27 protein-coding genes are annotated in these 25,758 nt (G+C 67.3%); 11 read left to right on the top strand and 16 right to left on the bottom strand.

The features are described 5' to 3' along the window. Positions 1–2: 2 nt before the first annotated feature. The 8 genes from BAY61_RS16525 to BAY61_RS16490 all read right to left on the bottom strand — a co-directional run bounded on the left by BAY61_RS16525 (position 3) and on the right by BAY61_RS16490 (position 7,850). Positions 3–1,013 (bottom strand): ABC transporter ATP-binding protein, encoded by a 1,011-nt coding sequence (locus BAY61_RS16525; protein ID WP_091804863.1) that lies wholly within the window; start codon positions 1,011–1,013, stop codon positions 3–5. Then, on the bottom strand, positions 982–1,971 hold the full coding sequence (locus BAY61_RS16520; protein WP_091805293.1) for an ABC transporter ATP-binding protein: 990 nt from the start codon (positions 1,969–1,971) through the stop codon (positions 982–984). Before BAY61_RS16520 ends, BAY61_RS16525 begins: the two co-directional genes overlap by 32 nt. 65 nt (positions 1,972–2,036) lie before the next feature. Continuing rightward, the gene (locus BAY61_RS16515) at positions 2,037–2,900 is read right to left on the bottom strand and encodes an ABC transporter permease (RefSeq protein WP_245865142.1); all 864 of its coding nucleotides are present in this window, start codon (positions 2,898–2,900) and stop codon (positions 2,037–2,039) included. A gap of 44 nt (positions 2,901–2,944) precedes the next feature. Continuing rightward, positions 2,945–3,871, bottom strand: coding sequence for an ABC transporter permease (locus BAY61_RS16510; protein WP_091804857.1), 927 nt, complete (start codon positions 3,869–3,871; stop codon positions 2,945–2,947). A gap of 70 nt (positions 3,872–3,941) precedes the next feature. Next, the gene (locus BAY61_RS16505) at positions 3,942–5,000 is read right to left on the bottom strand and encodes a LacI family DNA-binding transcriptional regulator (RefSeq protein WP_091804854.1); all 1,059 of its coding nucleotides are present in this window, start codon (positions 4,998–5,000) and stop codon (positions 3,942–3,944) included. Positions 5,001–5,008: 8 nt separating this feature from the next. Continuing rightward, entirely contained in the window at positions 5,009–6,526 is a 1,518-nt protein-coding gene (locus tag BAY61_RS16500) for an ABC transporter substrate-binding protein (RefSeq protein WP_091804849.1), read from the bottom strand. A gap of 16 nt (positions 6,527–6,542) precedes the next feature. Continuing rightward, on the bottom strand, positions 6,543–6,878 hold the full coding sequence (locus BAY61_RS16495; protein WP_091804846.1) for a hypothetical protein: 336 nt from the start codon (positions 6,876–6,878) through the stop codon (positions 6,543–6,545). Between the two features lie 6 nt (positions 6,879–6,884). Then, the gene (locus tag BAY61_RS16490; protein ID WP_091804843.1) at positions 6,885–7,850 is read right to left on the bottom strand and encodes a DUF6772 family protein; all 966 of its coding nucleotides are present in this window, start codon (positions 7,848–7,850) and stop codon (positions 6,885–6,887) included. A gap of 212 nt (positions 7,851–8,062) precedes the next feature. Here BAY61_RS16490 and BAY61_RS32930 point away from each other — a divergent pair, with 212 nt between their 5' ends. After that, a complete protein-coding gene (locus BAY61_RS32930; protein WP_170140200.1) occupies positions 8,063–8,200 on the top strand; it encodes a hypothetical protein in 138 nt (45 codons plus the stop codon). 195 nt (positions 8,201–8,395) lie between these two features. Beyond that, complete coding sequence (locus BAY61_RS16485; RefSeq protein ID WP_091804840.1) at positions 8,396–9,568, top strand: phospholipase D-like domain-containing protein; 1,173 nt, start codon at positions 8,396–8,398, stop codon at positions 9,566–9,568. A 26-nt stretch (positions 9,569–9,594) separates the two neighbouring features. Here the strand turns inward: BAY61_RS16485 and BAY61_RS16480 are convergent, their stop codons facing one another. From BAY61_RS16480 to BAY61_RS16470, 3 genes are all read right to left on the bottom strand, one after another. After that, on the bottom strand, positions 9,595–10,749 hold the full coding sequence (locus tag BAY61_RS16480; protein ID WP_091804837.1) for a M24 family metallopeptidase: 1,155 nt from the start codon (positions 10,747–10,749) through the stop codon (positions 9,595–9,597). Between the two features lie 292 nt (positions 10,750–11,041). Further along, entirely contained in the window at positions 11,042–11,779 is a 738-nt protein-coding gene (locus tag BAY61_RS16475) for a polyprenol monophosphomannose synthase (RefSeq protein ID WP_091804835.1), read from the bottom strand. Positions 11,780–11,926: 147 nt separating this feature from the next. Then, complete coding sequence (locus BAY61_RS16470) at positions 11,927–12,820, bottom strand: LysR family transcriptional regulator (RefSeq protein WP_091804833.1); 894 nt, start codon at positions 12,818–12,820, stop codon at positions 11,927–11,929. Positions 12,821–12,921: 101 nt separating this feature from the next. Between BAY61_RS16470 and BAY61_RS16465 the strand changes: the two genes are divergently transcribed. The 3 genes from BAY61_RS16465 (at position 12,922) to BAY61_RS16455 (ending at position 14,882) form a co-directional block, all read left to right on the top strand. After that, the gene (locus tag BAY61_RS16465) at positions 12,922–13,275 is read left to right on the top strand and encodes a YybH family protein (protein ID WP_091804830.1); all 354 of its coding nucleotides are present in this window, start codon (positions 12,922–12,924) and stop codon (positions 13,273–13,275) included. A 204-nt stretch (positions 13,276–13,479) separates the two neighbouring features. Beyond that, positions 13,480–13,725 carry a hypothetical protein gene (locus BAY61_RS16460; RefSeq protein ID WP_091804828.1) on the top strand — a complete coding sequence of 82 codons (246 nt, stop codon included), beginning with the start codon at positions 13,480–13,482 and terminating at the stop codon, positions 13,723–13,725. Between the two features lie 392 nt (positions 13,726–14,117). Beyond that, entirely contained in the window at positions 14,118–14,882 is a 765-nt protein-coding gene (locus tag BAY61_RS16455) for a GAF and ANTAR domain-containing protein (protein ID WP_091804825.1), read from the top strand. Positions 14,883–14,903: 21 nt separating this feature from the next. On the opposite strand, the gene BAY61_RS16450 is transcribed toward BAY61_RS16455, so the two are convergent. Continuing rightward, positions 14,904–15,632, bottom strand: coding sequence for a GntR family transcriptional regulator (locus BAY61_RS16450; RefSeq protein ID WP_091804822.1), 729 nt, complete (start codon positions 15,630–15,632; stop codon positions 14,904–14,906). A gap of 285 nt (positions 15,633–15,917) precedes the next feature. Between BAY61_RS16450 and BAY61_RS16445 the strand changes: the two genes are divergently transcribed. The 6 genes from BAY61_RS16445 to BAY61_RS16420 are packed head-to-tail and all read left to right on the top strand — an operon-like array spanning position 15,918 to position 21,569. Then, on the top strand, positions 15,918–16,730 hold the full coding sequence (locus tag BAY61_RS16445) for an ABC transporter permease (protein ID WP_091804818.1): 813 nt from the start codon (positions 15,918–15,920) through the stop codon (positions 16,728–16,730). 35 nt (positions 16,731–16,765) lie between these two features. Beyond that, entirely contained in the window at positions 16,766–17,761 is a 996-nt protein-coding gene (locus tag BAY61_RS16440) for an ABC transporter substrate-binding protein (RefSeq protein ID WP_091804815.1), read from the top strand. Continuing rightward, a complete protein-coding gene (locus BAY61_RS16435) occupies positions 17,758–18,555 on the top strand; it encodes an ABC transporter ATP-binding protein (protein WP_091804812.1) in 798 nt (265 codons plus the stop codon). Before BAY61_RS16440 ends, BAY61_RS16435 begins: the two co-directional genes overlap by 4 nt. Next, on the top strand, positions 18,552–19,943 hold the full coding sequence (locus BAY61_RS16430; protein WP_245865138.1) for an amidohydrolase: 1,392 nt from the start codon (positions 18,552–18,554) through the stop codon (positions 19,941–19,943). The genes BAY61_RS16435 and BAY61_RS16430 overlap by 4 nt, the downstream gene beginning before the upstream one ends. Beyond that, positions 19,940–20,563 (top strand): VOC family protein, encoded by a 624-nt coding sequence (locus tag BAY61_RS16425; RefSeq protein WP_091804809.1) that lies wholly within the window; start codon positions 19,940–19,942, stop codon positions 20,561–20,563. The genes BAY61_RS16430 and BAY61_RS16425 overlap by 4 nt, the downstream gene beginning before the upstream one ends. Positions 20,564–20,585: 22 nt before the next feature. After that, complete coding sequence (locus tag BAY61_RS16420; protein ID WP_091804806.1) at positions 20,586–21,569, top strand: LLM class flavin-dependent oxidoreductase; 984 nt, start codon at positions 20,586–20,588, stop codon at positions 21,567–21,569. Positions 21,570–21,644: 75 nt separating this feature from the next. Here BAY61_RS16420 and BAY61_RS16415 read toward each other — a convergent pair whose 3' ends face one another. Genes BAY61_RS16415 through BAY61_RS16400 form a run of 4 tightly spaced genes read right to left on the bottom strand, consistent with a single transcriptional unit; the run spans position 21,645 to position 25,198 of the window. Then, a complete protein-coding gene (locus tag BAY61_RS16415; protein ID WP_091805287.1) occupies positions 21,645–22,913 on the bottom strand; it encodes a nucleotide sugar dehydrogenase in 1,269 nt (422 codons plus the stop codon). Further along, positions 22,910–23,848, bottom strand: coding sequence for an NAD-dependent epimerase/dehydratase family protein (locus BAY61_RS16410; RefSeq protein WP_091804805.1), 939 nt, complete (start codon positions 23,846–23,848; stop codon positions 22,910–22,912). The genes BAY61_RS16415 and BAY61_RS16410 overlap by 4 nt, the downstream gene beginning before the upstream one ends. Then, positions 23,845–24,627, bottom strand: a complete 783-nt coding sequence (locus BAY61_RS16405; protein WP_091804802.1) for an arsenate reductase/protein-tyrosine-phosphatase family protein — start codon at positions 24,625–24,627, stop codon at positions 23,845–23,847. Before BAY61_RS16405 ends, BAY61_RS16410 begins: the two co-directional genes overlap by 4 nt. After that, a complete protein-coding gene (locus tag BAY61_RS16400; protein ID WP_091804800.1) occupies positions 24,611–25,198 on the bottom strand; it encodes a PglD-related sugar-binding protein in 588 nt (195 codons plus the stop codon). The genes BAY61_RS16405 and BAY61_RS16400 overlap by 17 nt, the downstream gene beginning before the upstream one ends. Positions 25,199–25,758 lie beyond the last annotated feature (560 nt).

The following is a 25,758-nucleotide window of genomic DNA, read 5'->3' as shown; positions in this document are numbered from 1 at the left end:
TGTCAGCGCCGGGTCAGCGTCCGGTCGGGGGCGGCGTAATGGCAGGCCACGGGGTGATCGGTGTCGCGGTGGACCAGCTCGGGTTCCTCGGCGCGGCACCGGTCCTGTGCTTTCCAGCACCGGGTGTGGAACCGGCAGCCGCTGGGTGGCCGCGACGGCGAGGGCACGTCACCCCGCAGCATGATCTCCTCGCCGTGCTCGGCCTTCCAGTCGTCCACTGTGGGCGCGGCGGACAGCAACGCCTGCGTGTACGGGTGCGCTGGTCCTTCGAAGATCCGGCTGGTGTCACCGCTCTCGATGATCGTGCCGAGGTGCATGACGGCGACCTTGTCCGCGAAGTGCCGGACGACACCCAGATCGTGGGTGATGAAGAGATAGGCGACACCGAGTTCGTCCTGCAACCGCTTGAGCAACGTGAGAATCTGCGCCTGGATCGACACGTCCAGCGCCGAAACGGCTTCGTCGCACACGATGAGCCTCGGCCGTACCGAAAGGGCTCTCGCGATGCAGATCCGCTGACGCTGACCGCCGGAGAACTGCGAGGGGTATCTGCTCGCGTGCCCTGGGTTGAGGCCCACCCTGTTCAGCAGCGCGGTCACCTCGGTGTCCCAGTCTGCTGGCTCGACGATACCGGGGTGGATGCGCCACGCCTCGGTGATCAGCTCGCGCACGGTCATCCGGGGGTTGAGCGAGGCGAACGGGTCCTGGAACACGATTTGTACCTGCCGCCGCATGGCTTTGAGCTCGGACTTGCCGAGCGTCGCGATGTCGGTGCCATCGAAGCGCACCTCGCCCGAGGAAGGGCGAAGCAGGTTCACCACGGTCCTGGCCACAGTGGACTTGCCGCACCCCGATTCGCCGACGAGGCACACGGTCTCACCGGCCTGTACCGCGAGGTTCACCCCGGCCACGGCCCGCACCTCGGCGCGCTTGCCCAGCAGGCCGTTTCTGGTCCGGTATCCGGCGACGAGATCGACGAGTTCAAGCACCGGCGTGGTCGAAGGCCGCACCATGGCTTGTCACCTCCTCCGCGAAGTGGCACGCGCTCGTTCTGCCCCTCGCGAGCATGCGTGGTCGTGGTTCCTCGGTGCGGCACCGTTCTCGCGCGAAGGGGCAGCGCGGGTGGAAGGCGCAGCCACCCGGCAGCGCCGCGATGTCGGGCGGGTTGCCGTCGATGGGCGTGACGGTCCGGTGCCCGTCGCGAGCCGAAGGGCTCGCGTTCATGAGCCCGAGCGTGTAGGGATGGGCAGGCGCGGTGTACACCTCGGCGACAGGGCCGGACTCGACCGCCTTTCCCGCGTACATCACCACGACGTCCCGCGCGCTGCGAGCCACCACACCGAGATCGTGGCTGATAATGATCATCGCGAGTCCCTGCTCCCTGCGCTGGCGCAACAGGCGCAGGATCTGTGCCTGAACGGTCACGTCCAGCGCGGTGGTCGGCTCGTCGGCGATGAGCAGACCCGGTTCCAGCGCGAGTGCCATCGCGATCATCACGCGCTGCCGCATCCCGCCGGAGAACTCGTGGGGATAGGCGCCGAGCCTGCTCGCCGCGTCGGGGATGCCCACCTCGGTCATCGCGTCCCTGGCGCGTTCCAGCGCGGCCTTGCGGCTCGCGCCCCGCCTTCGCCGGAACATCTCCGCGATCTGGTAACCGACGGTCAGCGAAGGATTCAGCGCGCTCAACGGATCCTGGAAGATCATCGCGAGTTCTTCGCCGCGCAGGGCCCTCAGTTCGGCGTCGCTGAGCGCTAGCAGATCGGTGCCGTTCCAGTGCACGCTGCCACCAGCGACCCTTGCCCCCGGCGGCAGCAGGCCGAGCACGGCAAGCGAGCTGAGACTCTTTCCGCTTCCCGACTCGCCGACGATCGCCAGCGTCTGTCCTTTGTCGACGGTGAACGACATGCCGCGCACCGTCGGAACGTCGCCGAAGTTCACCATGAGGCCGGAAACCTCAAGCAACGGGTCCATCGAAACCTCCGAATCGCCGACATCGTCAACGTCGCCAGCGGGGCCTTCCGGTGGTGCTGGGGTGTTCACCGCATCACCGCCTGGCTCGCGCGGTCGCCTCTGTCCCGGCCCGCGTCACCGAGCAGGCCGATGCAGATCACCACGAGCGTCAGCGCGAGCCCGGGGATCGCGGCGATCCACCACGCCGACGCGAGATAGTCCCTGCCGTTGGCGATGGTCGAGCCCCACGATGCCTGGTCGATGGGCACGCCGAGGCCGAGGAAGCTCAGCGCGGCCTCGGCGACCATGGTGAGTCCCACCTGGACGGTCGCCGCGACGAGCAGCGGCTGAACGCACGAGGGATAGATGTAGCGCGCCATGATCCGCAGGTCGCTGGCGCCCATGACCCTCGCTGAGTCGACGAACTCCCTGTTGCGTACCGACAGCGCGGAACCGCGAACCACCCTCGCGAAGATGACCCACCGTGTCACCGCCAGCGCGATGATGACATTGAGGAGACTGGGACCGAGCGCACCGGCGAGCAGGATCGCGAGCAGAATGCTGGGAAAGGCGAGCTGCATGTCGCCGACTCTGGAGATCACGGTGTCCAGCCAGCCGCCGTAGTACCCGGCGAGCAGGCCGAGCACGAGGCCGAGTACACCCGCGACGACGACGACGGTGACCGCGACGAGCAGGGACACCCGCGAGCCCGCGATCACCTGCGCGAAGACGTCCCTGCCGTCCTGGTCGGTGCCCAGCAGCGCGGTCGACCCGTCGGAGAGAGTGGAGCCGGGAGGCAGGAGCCGGTCGGCGACGCTGGTCGCGACACTGTCGTAGGGCACGAGCAGCGGGCCGAACAACGCGGTGAGGATGAACAATCCGAGCACGGTCGCCGCGACGAGCGGAGCGATGCCGTAGCGGGTGAGCCGCCGCGCTGGACGCCTTTTCACGTCGTCCGGCGCCGGGGTTTTCGAAGCTCCTGCGGCCTTCGACATCATACGGTCTCCAGCGTGATCCGGGGGTCGAGGTAGAAGTAGAGGACGTCGACGATGAGGTTGAGTCCGATGTAGAACACGGCGATGAGCACGATCGCCGCTTCGGCGACGGCCGAGTCACGGTTGACAATGGACTCGATCATGAGCGAGCCGATGCCAGGCCACGCGAAGACCTGTTCGATGATCACCGCGTCGGCAATGAAGTTGCCGAGCACGAGGCCGAGCACGGTCACGACGGGGGTGAGCGTGTTGCGCAGCACGTGCACGTTGAACACGACCCGCTCGGACAGTCCCTTCGATCTCGCCGTCCTGACGTAGTCCTTGCCGAGTTCCTCCAGAGTTCCGTTGCGCACGAGCCTGGCGAGCCAGCCGAGGAACGGCAGCGCGAGCGTGAAAGCGGGTAGCACCAGCGCGATCGGCGTCCCGTCCGCCGTGGCCGGCAGGATGCCGAGCATTCTGGAGAAGATCAGTACCAGCATGATGCCGACCCAGAACGAGGGAAGCGCCTGGCCGGTCAGCGAGAAGTAGGACACCGCCCTGTCGACGAACTTACCGGGATGGCGCGCGGCGTAGACACCGAGCGGGAAGCCGATGAGCAGCGTCAGCAGCAACGCGTAGCCCGCGAGGGTCAGCGTCGCTGGAAGCCGTTCCAGCACGGCGGCGAACGCGTCGCCACCGAGGCGCCACGATTCGCCGAAGTCGAGCCGCAGTACCTCGCCGAGGTGGCGGACGTACTGGACGAGAATCGGGTCGTCGAGCCCCATGCTTTGCCGCAGCTCGGCGAGTTCCTCCGGAGTCGCCGAACTGCCCAGGATGAGTGAGGCCGGATCACCGGGAATCACCCTGAGCGCGAGGAACACGATGGTGATGGCGCCGAAGACCAGGAACACGGACTGCCATAGTCGGCGTGCGAGGTAAATGATCACGAGGGCTGGCTTTCTCTGACGCGGTCCCCCGCGCGCGGCGCGGTTGTCCGAGGGCGCGGGGGGTGAATGGTCATGTGGGCGGGCTTTCCCCGGTGCGGCTGGAGGCACGCACGACGAGTTCGGAGGGCAGGCGCCGCTTTTCCGGCTGGCCTGCCGAGCCCTTCATCCGGCGTAGCAGCACGTCGACGGCGGTGGTGCCGATGTCGGCGGCTGGCAGCCGGACGGTGGTCAGCGGCGGGGAGAGGTAGGCGGCGAACGGGTGGTCGCCGAACCCGCCGACGAGTACGTCGCGGGGCGCGCTGAGTCCTGCCTCGTTCAGCGCCCGGTACACCCCGAGCGCGAAGTAGTCGTTGCCGACCATGATCGCGTCGGGCAGGTCGCCGCCGCTCACGATGTCCTGGGCGATCCGGTAGGCGTCGCCCGGATCCCACGGCAGGGCAAGGGATTCCTGCCTGCGCGTCGGAACCGACAACACCGGGTCGCCCGCCGCGCCGAGGCCCGCGTCGGCCAGTGCCCTCCTGAATCCCGCCGTCCGGTCGGCGACGGGGGAGATGGGCAGGTCTTCCTCCAGCAGGCACAGGCTGCGGGCACCGCCGTCGATGAGGTGCCGGGTGGCCTCGTAGGCGGCGTTGTCGTAGTCGACTCCGATGAAGTCGAGCTCCAGCGCGGGAAAATCCCGGTTGAGGCACACCACCGGAACACCCGATTCGTCGAGCCGGTCCCAGTGCTCGCCGTCGCTCTGCACCGGCACGACGAGCGCGCCGTCGACGCCCCAGCGGAGCAGGGTTTCCGCGGCGGCCTCGTCACCGTCCTGGCTCTCCTCGGTGACCAGCAGCATGAGCGAGTAGCCGTGCACCCTGCCCCGCTGTTCGATGGTGCTGATCAGCCTGGCGTAGAACGGGTTGGACGGGTTGGTGATGACCAGCCCGAGCGTCATGGCCGAACCGAGCACGAGCGAGCGCGCCATCGAATTGGGAACGTAGCCGAGCCGCCGCGCCTCCTCCTTGATGCGCGTGCGGGTGTCCTCGCCGACACTGTCCTTGCCGGTGAGCGCACGGGAAACCGTGTTCACCGAGACACCGAGCGACTTGGCGATGTCCTTGAGGGTCACCCGCCGCGACTCCATCATCTACTCCTTCAGGCTTCTAGGGTCACACCGCGCAGATCGGGCTGGTTGCTCGGCGCGGGCTCGAAGCCCGCTACGCTACTGCGCAGCCCGTAGGTGCTGATCAGCGCGGCGGGGAAGATACCGACCGCGTCCGACCAGATGATCTCGCACGCCTGCCGGTACAACCCGGCCCGCCGCTCGCGGTCCGAGTCCTCGTGGGCCTGGCGCAGGATGGCGTCGAGCTCCGGGTTCCGGTAGCCCATCCGGTCCGCGCCCGAGTCGTACAACCTGCCGAGGGTGAAGTCGGCATCGCCGGTGGTGACCGTGTTGGTCTGCAACTCCATGTCGAATTCCTTGGCGTTGAGCCTGCGAAGCCACTCCGCCTTCTCGACGTTCTGGGGCTCGACGGTGACGCCGATCTTGGCCCAGTCGGAGATCATCGCCTGCGCGAGCCCGTCGGCGAGCGGGCCGGTTTCACCGAACCACATGAGGGAGGTGCTGAACCCGTCGCCGAGCCCCGCCTCGGCGAGATCCCGTTGCGCCCCTTCCGGATCGTGCGGATAAGGCCGCTGGTCCGCGTGCCCGAAGACCGTCGAGGGAATGGGCGCCGTCATGACCTCGGCTCCCTTTCCGAAGAGGTTGCGCACGATCTCCTCGACGTTCACCGCCTTCCACATGGCCCTGCGCACCCTCGGGTCGTCGAAGGGTTTGCGCCCGCAGTTGAACCAGTTGAGGTAGTAGACGTAGCTGGGAACGGTTTCCAGTGTGATGCCCTCGGCGCCGTCGAGTTCGCGGAGCTGGTCGGGCGGTACCGGCCACAGCGCGCTCAGCTCGCCGGTACGCAACGCGGTGATCTGGCTCGATGTCTCCGGAATGTAGGGCAGGGTCACCGAAGCGGTCTTCGGCTTGCCGTTCCAGTGTTCGAACGCGCCGAGCACGAGTTGGTCGGACGGGGTGAACGACTCGACCTTGAAGGGCCCGCTTCCGATGGGCTTGCGGAAGAACCCTTCGTCGTTCATCTTGTCGGCGGGCAGCACGAACATGAGCGTGAGGTTGACCGGCATGGTGCCGAGCGGTTTCTCGGTCCGGATGGTCAGGGTGTGCTCGCCGGTGGCTTCGACGGAGGTCACCGATGTCCACAGCGCCGACTGCGCCGTGTCGGCATCTTTGACGCGTTCCAGCGACGCCTTCACGTCGCGGGCGGTGAGCGGCGAGCCGTCGTGGAATTTCACGTCCTCGCGCAGGGTGAAGACCCAGGTGTTGGGATCGGGTTGTTCCCACGCCGTGGCGATGCCCGGCTCCAGTTTCTCGCCGACCGGCCGGATGAGCGTGTCGTAGATCAGCCGCCCGGCGAGCAGCGTCGCCTCGTCGACGCTGCTCGGCCCGTGTGGATCGAGGTCGTTGATGGGTTGGGCGAACGCGGCCCGCAGCGCCTGATCGGCGCCCGTGCTGCTGCCACCACCGACACTGCAAGCCGCGAGGTAGGCACTGGCGAGACCGATTCCGCTGATCTTGAGGAAGCCGCGCCGGTTGTAGGTTGTCACCATCTCATGTCTCCTCTGCTCATTCCTTGAGCGTCAGATAGATCAGCACCTTTGCCGATCCCGCGTCCCCCTCGACCGAGCCCCTTATCCGCAACCACTGACCGAACTCGCGGACGGGCCACGAGCTGAGCCCCGTTCCCTCGGCGACCTGTGGAGGCACCTCGGCGTCGCACCAGTGCAGGCCGTCGGGGGAGACCTGAGTGGTGAACACGATCCTGGTTCCGGGGCTCGTGGCCTCCAGCACCCGCACGAACCAGCGCGCTTCTCCCGCCCAGCCCGCTTCGTAGGGCTCGGTGACGAATTCTCCTTCGACGACGCGGTAACGTTCGAGAACCGCGGCTTGTGACTGTCGCATGGAGACCTACCAATCCACCGAGATGAGCACGGAGTCGAGGAACAGGAAGTTCCTGACGTTCGTGTGAGTGCGGGTGCTGACGTAGAAGTTGAGCAGGTTGTCGAGCGAGTCATAGCGTTCCGAGTAGGCGGGAACGGGAACCTCGCTCAGGTCGTAGACGCGATCGTTGACCTGGAGTTCCACGTTGCGCTGCGTTTCGGTGTCGAGCTGCCAGCGCAGGTAGTGCCAGTTGACCTTCGTCGGAACCTCGTTGTAGCAAAAGGACTGTGGCTCGCCGATCGCTTGCCAGTCCTCGGGATTCGGTGCGGTGAAGTCGTCGGTCGCCGCGAGTTTCGCCTTGCCTTCGAGGTGTTCCCTCGGTGTCGGTTCGGGGACGACGGGGTACATCCAGCGCCGGGTGAACTGGTTGTCCAGATCGGTGTTCTGATACCGCATGACCGTGTGATAGCGCACGCCCCGGTCATCGCAGACGTCCGTGGCGACGGTGAAGGCGCCGAACTGCTGTTCCGAGGGGTGGATGTTGCCGTCCCACTGGCCGGCGCCGGCCTGGGTCGCGGCCTGATTCTCCTCGGAGGCGGCCTCCGCCTTGAAGGTGAAGTACGTTTCGAACTGGACCCTGCCTTTTTTGGCCATGGTCAGCCTGCGGATGGCGACTCCGGTGTGCCCGGCGAGCGGCCGCGTGGCGACCTTGAGCGCGTAGGTTCCCGTCATCGCGCCGTGCGTCCCGACGTCGAAGAACGTGCACGAGGACAGTTGTGGCGGCCGGAAGTCGCGCATGTGGTCGTCGACCGTGTCGAGGTTGCCCTCGCCGTCGTGGTTGCCGATCAACTCGGTCCAGCCGTGCGTGCCCGAGTTGAACTGGTCGAACACGAGAATGCGGGACAACGGGTTGTACCGGGACAGCGCCGGATCGGCGTCGAGCATCGCCCTGCGCAACTGGCCGGCAAGGGCCGCGTCATTGGTGGTACCCAAGATCTTCGCTCCTGAGAAAGGGAACGCCCACGGAATGAACGTTAACGTGAGCGCTAATTGAAGTCGAGAGGAACGTTAACTCGCCGCCGTCGGCGGAGTCAACGGTTCGTCGCGGTGAAACAGAAACAGCTTCGGATTTCGCGGTGTGGTCCAGGTCAGGCGTTGACACCGCGAGATCGGCGCGGGTAGGTTCCCGCTGCATTAACGCTCACGTGAGCGTTCACAACCGCTCGGTGACGGTCGCCGCCGCCATGCGCCGGTGGCGGATGGCCTTCGCCGGACCCACACCGGTACGTCACTGGCACCTCGGCCGGATGCGCCGGATCGTGGTCGGTCCGCGAAACCGGTGATCCGGATTGGGCACCCCGCCGGTTCGCTGTCTCCGCGCTCACGAGCTTCGCTATTCCACTGTGGACTGTTCGCCGAAGGGTGGGCGGTTTTCGGCACCTGAGGTCTTTCCGGTGGCCGGTCATTGGTCATCGGATCGCAGTGTTCCGTTATCGGATCAGGGGCAGAGTCGCCCCGGACTGAAAGGAAAACGATCGATGCGTGTCAAACCTTTGCTGGCGGCGCTGGCGTGTGCTCTGTCGGCCACGCTGCTCGCCGCCCCCTCGGGTGCCGCGGCTGACGATCCCGTGCTGCCCTGCCGGGACGCTCCGCGGAGACCGGTCACCACCGGTGCCGTTCTCAACGATCCGGCCGGTGGTGACCCGACGGCCGTCGTGCGCCAGGTTTGCAACCTCGTGAAGCAGGCTCCGGAGGGTTCACGGATCAGGATCGCCCACTTCGTGATCTCGGGCGAGGCCGGAATGGACTTCGCGAACGAACTGATCGGTGCCCACCGCCGGGGCGTCGACGTGCAGGTCGTACTGGACGGCTGGCAGGCGGACAACCCCGCGGTCGACGCGTTGCGCGCGGAGATCGGGACGCGTGAGGACGAGCGATCCTGGCTGCACGTGTGCACGAGAACCTCTCCAGAGGGGAACACGGCGGCCTGCATCGGCACCAAGGGGCAGCACAACAAGTTCTACCTGTTCTCGAAGACGGGCGGCAAGCGCGACGTCGTATTGCAGTCCTCGGCCAACTTCACCGACGTGAACTCGCGGACCTACTGGAACAACGCCGTCACGTTCACCGGAAACCCCGCTTTGTACCGCGCTTACGACTCCTACTTCGAGGACCTCGCGGCCGAGCGCGCCACCGACGACTACTACCGTACGGCGACGACGCTGATGCGGGGCGGCATCGTCAAGTTCTCGTTCTTCCCCAGGGCGGAAGGTGATCCGGTCGTCGAGAACCTGGCGAAGGTCGGCTGCTGGACGCCGACGACCGTCCGCATCGGAATGTCCGAATGGGACGACTACCGCATCGGCATCGCGCGGCGCGTCGTGGAACTGGCCGAAAGGGGATGTTCGATCAAGATCGTGCACGGCCTGATGGACGACGAGGTCCGTGAGGTTCTGTCAGGGCATCCGGGGATCGCGATGAGGGAACTCGGTGACGCCAATGCGCTGCCGGGCCGGATTCACTCGAAGTTCGTGCTCATCGAGGGGCAGTACGGTCTCAACCCGGTCGCGAGGTGGGTGCTCACCGGCAGCCCCAACTTCAATCACACGTCCTTGCGGTGCAACGACGAGGCGTTGATCCAGACCAATCTCGGCGGTGTCTACGCGGAGTTCCGCCGTAGTTTCGATGGCATGTTCGTAGCCGCGACGTAGTCACGGACCGTACGGCGGCGCCGGCCTCACCGCACGGTGATGAGGTCGGCGTCGCCATGGGTCAGAACCCTGCTGCCGTGTTCCTCCACGAGGAAGGTCTGGCTCAGCCCGACTCCCGAATTGCCGAAACGGCGAAACGATCCGGGGATGTGGAAGACCATGCCTGCCCGCAGCGGTTCGTGATTGTCGGGTACGAGGAAGAACGGTGCGCCGTCCATCCAATGTGGCTTGTGCGCGAGTCCGACGGGATAGCCGAAAAGGTGGTGGAAAACGACGTCGTGCGGCAGCGTGCCGAGTGCCCGCCCGGCTTCCTTCGCGACGTCCGAGGCCAGTACCCCGGCCTTCGCGGTCGCCAGGACGGCCGACACCGCCGTGCGCGCGAGACTCGCCAGTGTGCGGTCACCTGGCGACAGCGGTCCCGCGACGAGTGTGCGCATCACCGGGGCGTGATAGCGGGCGTGTGTTCCGGCGAATTCGACGAAGGTCGGCCCTTCGCCGAGTGGCCGGTTGACCCAGCTCGAATGCGGTACGCCCCCGCGTTGGCCGGTCGCGACGACCGGCCCCCACGCCGACGGCGAATCGGCGTCGTGGAAGAGGGCGGCCGCGACGGCCGCGGCGACGGAGGAATCGGTGGCCGATGGCTCGCGCGCCGCGTCGACGGCCGCGGCGACACCGGCGGCTGTCTCGCGCGCGGCGGATTCGACGTGCAGGATTTCCGAGGGAGACAGGACGAGCCGGATGCGCTCCACCAGGTGATCGGTGTGCACGACGCGGAGGTGGGTCGTCGCGAGAATCGCGATGGCGCGCGGGGGAGTGGAGCCGTGCCCGGTCTCGATGCCCACGGGTGCGCCACCGGGAAGGACGTCGGCCGCGTCGGCGAGGAAGATCTCCAGCCCGCGCAGCGCGTCGGCGTAACCGCAGAACCGGATGTGATCCACCCGCGAGCTGGCCAGTGCCCTGCCGACTTCGAGGTCGGGTATGTAGAGATACGTGTCGGACAGCGTGACAAGCAGCGGTTGTGGCGCGGTCTCGGCCGTGTGATAGCCGCACAGGTACTCGATGCTCGAAGGGCGGAACACGAGCAGCGCCTCGACTCCGGCCGCCGCCATGTCCCGCCGGGTCGCCGCGAGCCTCGCCTCGTATTCGGAATCAGGGAACGGCCGCTGTTCGACCGAGGCCACGGCGGCGACCGTGTCGCCGGTCAGCCAGGATGGATCGGCGGCCCCGCCAAGGGCTTTGACATCGGCATCGGCGGAAATGAGGTCCTCCAGGGTTCGCGGCGTCGCGGTGACGGTTGTCAGTGTCGATCTCCGCGACGACGGGAGTCCATGGAGAATCCGTACAGGGAACCGTTCACTTCCGCTGAACCCACCGCGAGTCCCCCGCTCAGAACGACGAGATTCGCACTCGGGACGCCGAGATCCGCGTTGCCGCGAGGCGACAGGCCCGCTCGCCCCGCGAAAGTACCTCGCGCTAGCGGGGTTTCCTGCTGAACAGCAGCTTCCACGGGGTGAGCGCCGATTCGAGCTGGACGCCGAGGCTCATCTTCGAGGTCCCGTCGACGCGTTCCTCGAACCTGATGGGCACCTCGTGAATCCTCAGTCCACAACGGACGGTGCGGTGGTTCATCTCGACCTGGAACGAGTAACCGTTGCTTCGGATCGACGGAAGGTCGATGCGCCGCAGGGTCTCCGCCTTCCACGCCTTGAAGCCCGCGGTCGCGTCCTTGACCTTCAGCCGGAGAATCGCGTTGACGTAGAAATTGGCCCACAGTGACAGCGCCTTGCGGTGCCAGGCCCATTCGGCGGCGGTCGAACCGCCTTCGACGTAGCGGGAACCCAGCACGACGGCGGCGTCGGTGGTGGAGAGCACCTCGACCATCACCGGAATCGTCGCGGTGGGGTGGGAAAGATCGGCGTCCATCTGAATCACCATGTCCGCGCCTTCGTCGAGTGCGCGGGTGATTCCGGCGATGTAGGCCCTGCCGAGCCCGTCCTTGTCGGTGCGGTGCAGCACGCCGACGGTGTCCGGCGCGTCCGCCGCGAGCTTGTCGGCCGCCTCACCCGTGCCGTCCGGTGAGTTGTCGTCGACGACCAGCACGTGCAGGTTCGGCATCCGCAGCTCGGTGAGTTTGCCGACGAGAATGGGGAGGTTCTCCCGCTCGTTGTACGTCGGGACGACGACAACGACCTTGGGGGACGGCTCTACCATGATCGATCCTCGCGGGTGGGCTGCGGTTGACTGTGTTGTCGCGGCGATATGCGCTGGTCGTGGCGTTACTCTCCGTATCAGTGATCGAGTCTAACCAGCGCGATCACCGCACGTCTGCGGGGTGTGCGGAGTGTGGCGCCGCTCCCGTCATGATGCGCCTGGCTTGGGCAGATAGCCACGAGCCCGGTCGACGAGCGCGCGAGCGGCCGGGCTGCTTGGGCCGTCCGCGCGCCACGCGAACAGCAGACGGCCACGCAGCGTAGGCGCTTCGATGCGGACCGTCTTGAGGAATTCGGACCGGTTCTCGGTGAACGTGCGAGGCAGGATGGCCGCGCCAAGACCACGGCGGGCGAGCTGGGCGAGCATCTCGGGATCGCTCGCTTCGAACGCGACGTGTGGGGTGAACCCTCGGCTCGTGCAGCTCTCGTCGAGCAACGTCCTCAGCCCGGTTCCCCTCGGCAGGCTGATGAGTGGCCGCCCGCGCAGGGTGTCGAGGGTGACCGCGTCGTGGGCGGCGAGTTCGTGGTCGTGTCCGACCGCGGCGACGATGGTCTCGTCGGTGACGACGTGCGCCTCGATGCCGGGAGGGTCGCGCCGCCCGGCGCTGACGATCGCCGCGTCGAGAGTCCCTTCCAAGAGCCCGGCGAGCAGATCGCCGGAGTTGCCTTCCGACAGCGTGATCTCCACCGAGGGATGCGCGTCGTGGAACTCGGCGAGCAGATCGGGGATGGCGAGGTCGTGCGACGTCACGGTTCCGACCGCGACATGCCCCCTGAGCAGTCCGGTGAATTCGTCGACGGCCAGGCGCGCGCCTTCCGCGGCCGCCAGTGCGGCGCGGGCGTAGGGAAGTACCGCCGCGCCGACGTCGGTCAGCCGCACCGTGCGACCCGACCGGTCGAACAGTGGCTGCCCCAGTTCCCGTTCCAGTCTCCTGATCTGCGCGCTGACTCCCGGCTGCGCGACGCGAACCTTGTCGGCGGCCCTGGTGAAGTTGCGCTCCTCGGCCACCGTCACGAAGTACTCGAGTTGCCGCAGTTCCATAAGCGCTGATTCTAGCAACGAGACTTACTGTGTCTTGGACTTATGGCTCTGGCGGGCGCACGGTGGAAGCCGCAACACGGAAACCAGGAAAGGAAGCAGCCATGAACGGAGCCACAGCGCCGGAGGACGTGACGAGGTTGTTCGTCGAGAGGGCCAACGCGGGCGATGCCGAAGGGCTGGCCATGCTCTACGCGCCGGACGCGGTGATCGCGTTCCCGCCGGGATCGGTGACGGTGGGAAGGGAAGCCATCATGGGAGTGCTCGAACGGATGCTGGCCACCGTGCCAGGGCCGTTCGCTGAGGAGGAGCCGTTGCCGACCGTCCGGTACGGGGATCTCGCGCTGACCTCGACCCGGTCGGCCGACGACGTGGGAGCCAGGGTTCAGGTCGTGCGCAAGCAGCCGGACGGCACCTGGCTGCGGGTCATCGACCGGCCGGAACTGCCGAGGGTGTGACACGGGTTCCCGGTCGGCCGCGGAGGAGGTGACCATCACAGGTCGTCCCCTTCGGGGCCGGGAACGCTTGACGGGCAACGGAAATCTCCGGTATTGGCGACCGGCCGAGGTGGCGTGAAATCGGTGTCATCAGGCGGAAAAGTTGTCCACCTCGACGTTTGTCCTTCCGGTACAGTGATTCCATACCACGGAAAAGGGGGCATCATGTGGTTCTGGATCGCGGTACTCGGGGTGGTCGTGGCACTGCTGGGCACGGCGAGCGCGGCCGATCTCAGGGACCGGCGCGGTGATCGCGAGCGCGGCGTTCCTTCACGTGCGCGACGCGCGCCCGCGTCGGCGCCGTCCACGCGGCAGGCTCCGGTGCGTGCGGCGGGGGAGCCCGCGTACCGGCGGCAGCGGGGATACGAACGCGAACGTGGTTACCGGGTTCAGCCGGGACGCGGAATCTGAGCGGGGGAACCGGCAACCGTGAGCTGATCGTCCACAGTGGTCACTGTGGACGATTGGCTTCAGTAACATCTCGTGGCGGGTGTATAATAACCTATACGGCTTGGCAATGTGGGCGCCATCTCGCTCTCCCGCTTCATCGTCCACAAAAGACACACGCGCACCGACCCGCGAGGATGGTGCCACGCGATGCCTTACTCGCGAGGCGCACCGGCTGTCGTCATGTGCTCCGCTGAGCAGCTTTTCAGTGGCCGCCGGAGCCCGTAGCCGTGCGGTGACCGCGTGTGTAGCATCGGCTCTGGGCATGGGCCGGACGCGGGCACCGCCCGCCAACGCGGGTGCCGGAAGCCTCACGAGCCTCAGCCCCGCCTCGTGCTGGGGACGACGAAGGAGTCGTGAGGTTGTTGGGCGACGGGATGTTGTGGCTTGCCGAAGCGATGACCGAGCTTGCCGATGCCCTCGACGCCGGTGTCGGCGACGCCGACTACGCCACCGCGGTGACGGCCAGACTGACGGAGCTGGTCGGCCCACTCGAAGCGGGGATCCTGCTTGCCGACGAGTCGGGTTCGCTCACCATAGGCGCGGCGGGCAGCCAGCGGGCCGCCCGGTTGCTCGCCGCGGAGACGCGGCTCGCTGAGGGGCCGTGCACGTCGGGGTTCGCCGATGGCGGCGAACTGCGGCGTGGCTTTCTTCCCGCGCTCACCGCGAGATGGCCGCGGTATTGCCTCGCCGCGACGGACGCGGGGTATCGGACGGTCACGGTGTTGCCGGTTCGCCGCCAGGACGCCGTCCTCGGTGCCGTCGTCTTCCTCGGAGCCGAAGGCGAGCAGATCGGCGACGACGAGTACGCGCTCGCCGCGGTTCTCGTCAGGCTCGCCGCGATCGGCATCCTCGATCGCCGTGCGTTGAACGCGGGCGCGGAGAAGGCGGATCAACTACAGCGGGCCCTCGATTCACGAGTACTCATCGAGCAGGCAAAAGGCGCGCTCGCCGCGCGGCTGGGGGTGTCACCGTCGGCGGCCTTCGAGCTGCTGCGTGGTTTCGCGCGGCGAAACAGGATCCTGCTTGCCGATGTAGCGGGCCAGGTCGTCGACGGGGTACTTACCGACGACGACCTGCGAGCGGGCAAGAACTCGAAGGCCGCGCAGCACTCGGGGTGAGTCCGGTGGCTTGTCGTCGCCTCAACCGGTGTGTGCCCGCTCGCCCTGTGCGTCGTGTCGCAAGGTACGGGCGAACTCGGCGACCTTGCTCTGCCTGACCGTGGTCAGGTGGCGTGCCATCACTTCACGGGCGGTCACGGGGTCCCGCCTGCGCAGGGCGGTGACGATCTCGTTGTGCTGCCGTTGCCCCAGCGCGATTTCCTCGACATCGTGCTGGCGCATCAGCGGGTTGTAGATCTTCTGTACGTCGAGGACCTGTTCCAGCAGCTTCGCCAGGGTGCGGTTCTTGCCGCACGCGCGGAGCGCGTGGTGCCACGCGACGTTGAGTGGCCTGATGGCGGCCCTGATCGCGTCAGCGGCCGGCTCGTCGCCGCTGCTCGTCGCGGTCCACAGTTTCTTGACCAGCGCGTCCAATTCCTCGGTGAGTTGTTCGAGGTGGGTGAGCTGGAGGTCGTCCGCCGCAGTCGCGGCGCGCTCGGCCACGGCGCACTCCAGCACGATGCGCGCGTCGAACACCTCGATGATCTCTTCGGGGCTCAGTTCGTGTACGACGTAGCCGCGAGTCCGGCGGGTGATCAGTCCTTCCTGAGCCAGCCGCGCGAGTGCTTCCCTGACGGGGGTCCTGGAGACGCCGAGCCGCTGGGACAGCGGAGTCTCCAGCAGGACGCTGCCAGGTGGCAGCTCGCGTTCGATGATCATGCGGCGCAACCGCTGGTGTTGTGCCGTGGCGGCATCTTCCTGCCTAGCCATGCTGACCTTCCAGGGATTCGGGGTTGCGCACAGTGTATCCATTCTGACGGTGCGCGATAACAGCACGAAAATTGTTCGTGACGTTAGTAAGTGATGCGACGGCGCTCACCCGGTGTCCACATCGCAGGATGGATACACAACGGTTTGACACGTACACAACAGCCTGCCTAGCGTGACGTTGCGCTGGTTGCCCTGGGTGACCACGGCGAGTGGGCGGCGAAGAGGCTCGCCCTCAATCCCATTGACCGGGCAGCAGCCCTTACTTGTTTTCGCGACGGAGAAACGATGGCGACATCGCGCACCGAACCACCTTCGGCCCGGCGGCGCAGGGCCGGGCTGCTCGCGGGCCAGGTGGCCCTGGTGGTCGGCGTGCTCGTGTTGTGCGAGGCGCTGGTTCGCGGTGGCGTGGTGTCCGCCCTCTACCTGCCCGCGCCGTCCGACGTCGGCGACGAGGTCTGGTTGCTGCTGAGCGGTGAGAGCGACTTCTACGCCAACCTCGCGGTGACCCTCCAGGAATTCCTCTACGGGTACCTGCTCGCCGTCGCGGCAGGCATCACCTTCGGGCTTTTCCTCGCGCTCGTCCCGCTCGCCGAGGAGTTCTTCCGCCCGTTCCTCGCCGCGTTGATGGCGGTGCCGAAGGTCACGATCATCCCGCTGCTGACCCTGTGGCTCGGCCTCGGCCTCGGACACAAGGTCGTCATCGTCTTCCTGTTCTGCTTCTTCCCGATCGTTTACAACACGGTCGCCGGTGTGAAACAGACGGCGGCCGAGCACCTCAAGGTCGCGCGCTCGTTCAGAGCGAGCAGGTTGCAGGTGATCATCAAGGTGATCCTGCCCTCCGCGGTGCCGACGATCTTCGCCGCGCTGCGCGTCGAGGCCGCGCATGCCATCGTCGGAGCGATCTTCGGCGAGATGATCGCGTCGGAGGCGGGGCTGGGCAACGGCCTCACCGAGGCAACGTCGCTGTACGACACGCCGAAGGCGTTCGCCTTCATCATCCTGATCACGCTCGTATCCGTGGTCAGCGTCAGCTTCATCGACTTCTTGGAGAAGCGGGTGTTCCTCAAGTGGCGCCCGCGCCAGTCAAGGCTGAAGTGAGCGAGAACGTGACCCCTCGAAAAGGAGGCCCCAACATGACACGCAGGACAAAGGTGGCGGCGGGAGCGCTGTTCGCCGTGGTCATGCTGGCGCTCACCGCGTGCGCGCAGGGAGTCGAGCAAACCGCCGACGGGCTCACCAAGATCACCTACGCGTCGTTCCCCGGCCCGAGTGGATTGCCGGCGAAGTTCGGTGACGTGAAGGGATTCTTCGAAGAAGAGGGTCTCGAAGTCACGTTCGTGGAGTCGAAGGACCCCGTCGGTCTGGTCAGCAGTGGTGACGTGCAGATCGCCGACTCCGACACCACCTCCGCGGTGATCGCGGCCGGAAAGTCGGCGCCCATCAAGATCGTGTCCTCGATGTACCGGACGAAGGGCCCGTTCTATCTCATCGGCGGGGAGAACGCGACGAGCATCGAGGACCTCAAGGGCAAGCGGATCGGCATCGGCCGTAAGGGCTCCGGTATGGAGGTGTACACCAAGTACATCCTGCGGGAGCACAACATCAGCGAGTCCGACGTGACACTGGTGGCCACGGGCGCCTACCAGCCCGCGTACGCGGCGCTGGAGAGCGGCCAGGTCGACGCGACGATCATCCACGAGCCGTTCGTCTCGCTCGCCGAGGCCAACGGCGTCGGTACGCTGCTGGCGAAGGGCTGGGACTACCTGCCCGACTTCCACACCGGAGTCGAGATCACCGGAACCCAGTTCGCCACTGAGAACCCCGATGTCCTGAAGTCCTTCCTGAAGGCGTACTTCCGCTCCGCGATTTACGCGAAGGAAAACCGGTCCGAATTCCGCGATTACGCCATCGAGCAGATCAAGGTGCCTGCCGAGGTGCAGGACAGCGCGCTGGAGCGGGAGGAGCCGATCTGGGAGAACAACCCGCAGGTCGACCAGGACGCGCTTCGCAAGACGCAGGAGATCCAGCGGGACCTCGGTTTCCAGGACGAGATCTACGACACCGGCGAGGTCGTCGACACCTCGTACATGCCCGATGTCGCGCAGCTCTCCGGAGGGGAAGCCAAGTGAGCGGCGGTTTCACCATCGAGGGGGTGTCCAAGACCTTCGACGGTTCGTCGTCGCCGGTCAGGGCACTCGACGACATCCGGCTCACCGTCGAGGAAGGCGAGTTCGTCGTCCTGCTCGGCAGGAGTGGCTGCGGCAAGAGCACCCTGCTGGAGATCATGGCGGGGTTGCAGAATCCGACGTCCGGAACCGTCCACTTGGGACAGGAACTGATCACGGAGCCGAACGAGAAGATCGGCATGGTGTTCCAGGATCCCTCGCTCTACCCGTGGCGCACGGTGGCCCGCAACGTCGAGCTGGGACTGGAACTGGCCGGGGTGCCGAAGGCGCGGCGCAAGACCGTCGCGCAAGAGCACCTGGAGCTGGTGGGGCTGCCGGACGCGGGCCCGAAGTACCCGCGCCAGCTCTCCGGTGGCATGCGGCAGCGGGTCGGTATCGCGAGAGCGCTGGCGACCGAGCCAGATGTGCTGCTCATGGACGAGCCGTTCGGCGCCGTCGATCACCTCACCAGGTTGCAGTTGCAGCGGGATCTGCTCCGGTTGTGGTCGGAGCACAAGCGGACGGTCGTGTTCGTGACACACGACGTGGCCGAGGCGATCGTGCTCGCCGACCGCATCGTGTTGCTCACGCCGGGCCCCGGCCGGATCGCGCGTACGTGGACGGTCGACGGCGAGCGGCCACGTGAACTCGACTCGCCGGAGCTGATGGCGCTGCGCGACGAGATCTACAGCCACATCGGCGGCGAACCCGCCGAGGAGTCTGTGCAGTCCACAGTGGACAGTCAGGTGGGACTGTGACCACGGTCGGCGAGGGGAGTGCTCAGGTGGGCGAGGCGAAGCCGAGGCAGCCATACCCGGGACTGAGGCAACGGCGGCAGGCCGAGCTGACCGAGGAGCTGCGGGCTACGCCCGCGCTCACGTCGTCGCACGCGGGTGCGCCGACCGCTGTCATCGACACGATCACCGGCCGGCTCGGCGCGCTCGACGCCGATCTGCTGGCCTTCTCGCTCGACCTGCACGCCAACCCCGAGCTGGCCTATGCCGAACATCACGCCGTGGCGGCGCTCGCCGCGCTGCTCGGCGAACACGGTCACGAAGCCGAGACCGGGGCCTATGGGGTGCCGACCGCGCTCAAGGCGACCGCCGGTTCCGGCGGTCCGCACGTCGCGATCGTGGCGGAGTACGACGCGCTTCCCGGGATCGGGCATGCCTGCGGGCACAACATCATCGCGGCCTCGGCGGCGGGCGCGTTCCTCGCGCTGGCCGATCTTGTCACCACGCGGGGCGGGCCTGGCGGCACCGTGACCCTTGTCGGCTCGCCTGCCGAGGAAGGCGGTGGTGGCAAGCAGCTCATCCTCGACGCGGGCGGCTTCGACGACGTCGACTTCGCGCTGATGGTGCATCCGGGCAACATCGACGTCGCGGGCAGCAGGTCGCTGGGGTTCCGGCAGGTCGCGGTGACCTACCGGGGCATAGCGGCGCATTCGGCGACCGGACCGCACTGGGGTGTCAACGCGCTGGACGCGGTCGTCACCGCCTACAACGGCATCGCCCAGTTGCGCCAGCACATCCTGCCGACCGACCGGGTTCACGGCATCATCACCGACGGCGGTCAGGCGCCCAACATCGTTCCCGAGCAGGCCTCGGCGGTGTTCTTCGTGCGGTCGCTCGATGTCGCGACGCTGGCCGATCTGCACGAGCGGGTCACCGCGATCCTCACGGCGGCGGCCACCGCGACCGGAACCGTGGCCGACATCCGGTGGGACAACGCGCCGCCTTACCTTCCGCTGCGTACCAACAGCGCGCTGGAAGCCCGTTACGCGGTGAACCTCGCCGAGCGGCGCAGGGTGCTTCCCGTTTCGGCGAGGCCCGTCGACGAGGTCGCCTCGACCGACATGGGCAACGTCAGCCTCTACGTGCCCTCGATCCATCCGATCATCGCGATCGCGCCGCGCGGGGTCGCCAACCACACCGCGGAATTCGCTACCTACGCGGGTGAGGAGCCGGGCGCGCGTGCCGTGTCCGACGGCGCGCTGGGACTCGCCGCGACCGTCGCGGACTTTCTCCACGACGAGACGCTGCGGGCCGACGCCCGCGCGGAGTTCGACCGCGAGGGCGGCAGGCTCGTACTCGACCAGGCGCTGCACGGCGGCGTGCCGACAACGAAGAAAGGGGAGCAGGCGTGACCGAGCCACGGCTGGACCACCTCGTGTACGCGGGGCCTGACATCGACCGGCTCGTCGAGCGGTTCACCGAACTGTCCGGCGTCGAGCCGGTGCTCGGTGGCAAGCACGTCGGAAGGGGAACGCGCAACTATCTCCTGAGTTTCGGCGGGGCGGCCTACCTGGAGCTGATCGGGCCGGACGATCCTGAGGCAGAGGACAAGCCCGCGACCTTCGGTATCAACACGCTCACGGAGCCGCGCCTCGCCGCGTGGGTGGTGCGGCCGGCCGACATCGAGGAGACGGTGGCCCGCTCGCGCCAGGAGGGGTACGACCCTGGTGACATCGGCCCGCTTTCCCGTCGCACGCCGGAGGGCACGCTGCTGGAATGGCGGCTGACCCCCAACAGGGGTGACCGGTTCGGCGGGCTCGCGCCCGCGCTCATCGACTGGCTCGACGCGCCACATCCCACGACGAATCCGTTGCCGGAACTGTCGCTGGTGTCGTTGCGCGGTTACCACCCCGATCCGCCCTCGGTGCGAAAAGCACTTGAGGCGCTGCGGGTCGAACTGGACGTCTCGGAGGGGCCTGCCGGTCTCGAAGCGGTGCTCGACACCCCGAACGGCCGCATCATCCTCCGATAGCAGTAAGCGAGAAAGGAATCCGATGACCAAGCAACGGCAGCTCGGCCTCACGTTGCCGCAGCGGGGCACGTTCTTCGACGTGCTGAGCCTCAACGAACTCGTCGAGACCGGCCACTACGCCGACGAGACCGGTCTTTTCGACTCGGTGTGGATCGGCGACAGCCTGCTCGCGAAGCCGCGGCCCGAATCGGTGGCGTTGTTCGGCGCGCTGGCCGCCGTCACCACCAATGTCCGGCTTGCCGTCGGGTGCCTGGCGAGTTTCCCCGTGCGGGACCCGATCCTGTTCGCCGACCAGTGGGCGACTCTGGACCAGCTCTCCAAGGGCCGCATGCTGCTCGCCGTGTGCACCGGCATCGTCAAGGCGAAGGACGCCTCGAAGCGGGAGGGTGCGCCCTACGGTGTCACCGACGCCTCGCGGGCGGGAAGGCTTGAGGAGAACACGGAAATCCTCCGTCGCTTGTGGACAGAGGACAACGTGACCTTCAACGGCGAGTACACCTCGTTCGAGGACATCACCGTGCTGCCGAAGCCGGTGCAGAGCCCGCCGCCGATCTACATCGCGTCCAACCCGGCGCCGCAGCCGCTTGCCAAGCGGGCGCTGCGCAGGGTCGCGCGTATCGCCGACGGCTGGATGACCACCCGCAAGAGCCCAGAGCACATGACGGTCAACCTGCCCGCCATCAAGGAATTCCTCGTCGAGGAAGGCCGCGACCCCGAGAAGTTCGGTGTCTCGGCGTACCACAACCTCAACCTGACTCCGGACAGGGAAGCGGCCTACGACGAGAGCTACCGGTTCCTGGGCGAGTACTACGGTCCGGTGTTCTCAAGGGAGGACACCAGGCACTGGACCGCGACGGGCACCCCCGAGCAGGTCGCGGCCGACATCGAGGAGCTTTACCAGCAGGGCGCGACCGAGGTGACGCTGCGGATCACCTCGTGGGACTGGCGCCGTCAGCTCAAGCTGCTCGTGGACGAGGTCATTCCGAGGCTCGATCTCGGCCGTTGAGCCGACGCGGCCCGAAAGTGCCCGTGACCGCCAACGGTCACGGGCACTTTTCGGGCGAGGGTGCTCTCGTGACCGTCACAGGTGCTCCACCCGGTCGCCACGCAACCGGTGCCGGGTGTCGAGTACCCACCGGGCCGAGGACTCGACCATCGGGTAGTCGATGTCCTCGTGATCGGTCAGCAGTACGACCCCGTCGGCGTCGCGCAGGTGCTGTTCGGACAGTTCGACGAGCTTGACACCAGGCGGGCAGCGGTGTGGTTCCACATGCGAGTCGACGACGTGCACGGTGGCGCCCCGCTCGTGCAGCAGGTCGATGAGCGTCAGCGCGGGCGATTCCGTCAGTTCGCCGGTATTGGCCCTGTGTGCGAGTCCCAGCAGGACGATCGTGGCGCCCGCGAGTTGTTTCCGGTCCCGGCCGAGCGCACCGGCCAGCCGGTACAGCACGTACTCGGGCATCCGGTCGTTGATGTCGTTGGCCAGCGCGACGAAGCGGAAATCCCGGTCAGGGTCGTGCCGTGCGTGCCAGGTCAGCCGACTGGGGTCGACGGGAAGACAGTGCCCGCCCGCGCCGGGGCCCGGCGTGAACGGGAGATACCCGAACGGCTTGCTCCCCGCCGCTTCGATGGCTTCCCACACGTCGATGTCGAGTTGGTGCGCGAACATCGCGATTTCGTTGACCAGCGCGATGTTGACGTGCCGGAAGGCGTTCTCCAGCAACGTGGTCAGCTCGGCCACCCTCGGGGAGCTCACCGGGATCGTCGTCTCGACGAGCCGTCCGTAGAGGTCACTCACCGCGGCCAGCGAGTCGGCGTCGATCCCCGAGACGACCTTAGGCGTGTTCACCAGCGTCCAGCGGGCGTTTCCCGGTTCGGTGCGGTGTGGGCTGTACCCGGCGAAGAAGTCGGTTCCGGCGACGAGTCCGCTTCCGCGTTCCAGCAGCGGAACCACGAGTTCTTCGGTGGTGCCGGGGCAGGTTGTCGATTCGAGTACCACGGTCGCCCCTGCCCGCAGGTGCGGCGCGAGCCCTCCGGCGGCGGCCTCGATACAGCTCAGATTGGCGACCGTGCCCCTCAGCGGGGCGGGGACGGCGATGATGGCGGCATCGAAACCGTCGGCGTCGTCATACCGGTCGGTGGGGAGGTACCTGCCCGAGTTCAGCGCCCACCGCAGCTCGCCGTCCGGCACGTCGTCCACATAGGAGTTCCCGTCCTTGAGTGACCACACCCTGACCGCGTCGAGATCCACGCCGACCACGGTGAATCCGGTGCTCACCGCGCGCATGGCGATCGGAAGCCCGACCTGACCCTGCCCTGCGACGACCAGTACGCCCTCGTCGCCGTTCATGCCGTCACCGGGCAGGAGCCGGACGTTTGCCTGCGCTGCCATTCGATGGCGCGGGACAGCCCTCGTTCGAGCGGCACCGGGTCGAATCCGGGGAACAGCGCGCGCAATGCGGTGATGTCCGCCGTCGAATGCCGCGCAGCGTCCGTCGGTGCTGGAGCGAAGTCCACCGGAAGCGTCCTGCCCAGCGACGTGGACAGCAGCCCGATCACCTCGTTGACGGTCGTCGCGACCCCCGACCCGAGGTTGACCGGCCGCTCACTGGTGACCGTCCCTTCCACCGCGTCGGCGAGTACACCGACGACGGTGTCCACGAAGGTGAGGTCGCGGCTCTGTGTGCCGTCGCCGTGCACGGTGAGCGGCCGCTCTTCCAGAGCCGCTCTGATGAACGCGGGCAGCATGGCCGCGTCGGAGTGCCCGAAGCGTTGCGACGGACCGAAAACCCCGAACAGGCGCAGCACCAGACTGGGCAGGCCGAACGAGGACCGGTAGGCAAGCACGTAGGACTCGGCGGCCAGCCTGCTCGCCGCCCAGGGAGTCACCGGCAGGCACGGCATCCCTTCGGCTCGCGGCTGGACAGGACTGTCGCCGTACACCGAATCGGAGGACGCGGCCACGACGTGGGCCCCCTCCCGCCGGGCGGCCTCCAGCACGGACAGCGTGCCCGTGACGTTGACCTCGTGGTCGTGCTCCGGTGAGCGGCTCCCCGGCGGCGTCGCGGCGAGATGCACGACACCGCCCGCTCCCCGGCACACGCCCTCGACGAAACCAAAATCGGCGACCGAGCCGACCCGCAGGTCGACGTCGAGACCGTCGAGATCGGCCGCGACGCCGGTACTCAGGTCATCGAGGGCGACGACGTAATAGCCACGCCGGATCAGTTCTCCGCACAGGTTGGCGCCGATGAACCCGGCGCCTCCCGTGACAACGACCTTCATCGGTTACCTCCGTTTTCCGCGGGTTTCGCGCGGTCACCGGCCAGGTCCGGTTCCGTTGTCCCGATCGGGACGAGAGTGCGGGCGAGACCGGCGGCCTCGCGGGCGAGTGAACGCGGAGACGGCCCCTCCGGCGAGTACACCGTGGCCGGGCCGGTGTTCACGCGCGGATTGGCGAGAACGACAAGTCGCCGCGCCCTCGACACCGGGTCGACCGGCAGCGTCGCCGCGTTCTGCGCGGGCAGCAGGCCCGCGCACAGCGCGTTCCATTCCCCGAGCAGGAACACCTTGCCCGCCGCATGAGGAGCGAGGCGTAGCACGGTCGCACGGTGTGACCTGCCCGCCGTCAGTACCACGTCCGCGTCGCCGACCAGGTGGGAATCGACTCGGCGCGACCGGAAACGCGAAGCGGCCCTTCCGCAGCCACGGGAGGCGAGCCCCGCGGCGGCCAGCGGTTCGATGCACCTGCCGTCAATCGCCTCCGTCCCGGCGCTGGACACCAGAAAACCCGCCGCTCCCCGTTCGCCGAGCGCCGTGACCAGAAGCTGTCTCGTCAGGATTTCGGCGAACGGCGAGTAATACGCGTTGCCGGTACAGACGAGGAGCACGCGAAAGACCTGACCTGGACGCGACGGCCGGCTCACCGGACCGGCTCGCCCGCTGGCCGGTGCCTCGCTGTCGTCCGGCCATTCCCGGCGACCGTCGTGTCCGGGGTGCGACACCACGGCGCGCTCGCCGTGGTGTCGTGGGGCGGGCTTTCCCGCCTCATCTCGCGGGCGCACCCTTCACCTGGTCACTGGTCACCACGGTGCCTTCGTTCAGGCGCGGCCCGCTCGGAACGGAGGTGTTGCCGCCGATGGTCACCGACCGTTGCAGGGTGACGCCGGCGGCGACGTTCGCGCCGGGAAGGAGCGTCGTGAACTCGTGCAGGACACTGCCGGTGCCGATGGAGGCGTTGTCGTGGACCTGACAGTGGGCGCCGAGCCGGACGCTTGCCGATACGAGCGCGCCGGCCAGCACGATGACGCCGTTTTCCGGTTCGACGTCGTGCGCGAGGGTGGCCAGCGGGTGAATCACCGTGGTCGGCCTTCCGCCGTTACCCCGCATGCGCTGGTGCAGGCGTTCCCGCGCGGCCGGGTCGGCGACCGCGATGACGTAGCGGCCGCCCGCGACATCGTCGGGCCTGCACACCGGGACGCCGTGTATCTCCGAAGCGCCGACGTGATCGTCGAGTAGCACCAGATCGCCGGGTTCGCGGCCCGAGGCGAACAAGGCATCCAGTACTTCTCTGCCGAAATCGCCCGCGCCGACGATATGGATCGGACCCGCGCGGAAAATGTCGTCGTCAGTCATGACGCGAAGACTCATCCCCTTTTCGCTCGATGCTCGCAGGGTGCTCCTGCGGGGAGAGAGGTCGGTGACCACAGCTATGGGGGCATCTGTGGCCACCGACCAGCTTGGGGGAGCTGCTCGGGGAAGCGGCCCGCGCAGAGTCAAACACGCGGGGAATGCATTTCGCTGGTAATGACACGCGATTTCATCCATTGTGGGTGAGCCTGGAAATGGTGCAGGTTATTCATGTGTCGGCTGTTTCCTGGTGTTATCCGATGACCGTGGTCCTGATTTGCCATGTCCACATAGGAATGAGGTTCGCCGGTGGTGACACCAACGTGTGTCACGCCCGGTGGTGAGCGGGGCATGCGGACACCCACGCCTGTTGGCCACCATGAGTTGCCGGGAGCATCCTCGTGTCCTGAGCGAGTCGTCAGCGTGAGATCCGCACTCGGGACGCCGAGATCCGCACCCAGGTCGCCGAGTTCCGCGTTCGGGACGGCGAGGTCCGCACTCCGTGCCTCGCCAGGCGTCCAGGGGATGCGAGGTCTGTACCAGTATGAGGTCTGTACCAGTTGAGA

Origin of the sequence: Prauserella marina (assembly GCF_002240355.1) — a bacterium.
Classification (GTDB): domain Bacteria; phylum Actinomycetota; class Actinomycetes; order Mycobacteriales; family Pseudonocardiaceae; genus Prauserella_A; species Prauserella_A marina.
The sequence above is the reverse complement of the archived record's forward strand: the minus strand, read 5'-3'. Positions and strand labels throughout refer to the sequence as shown.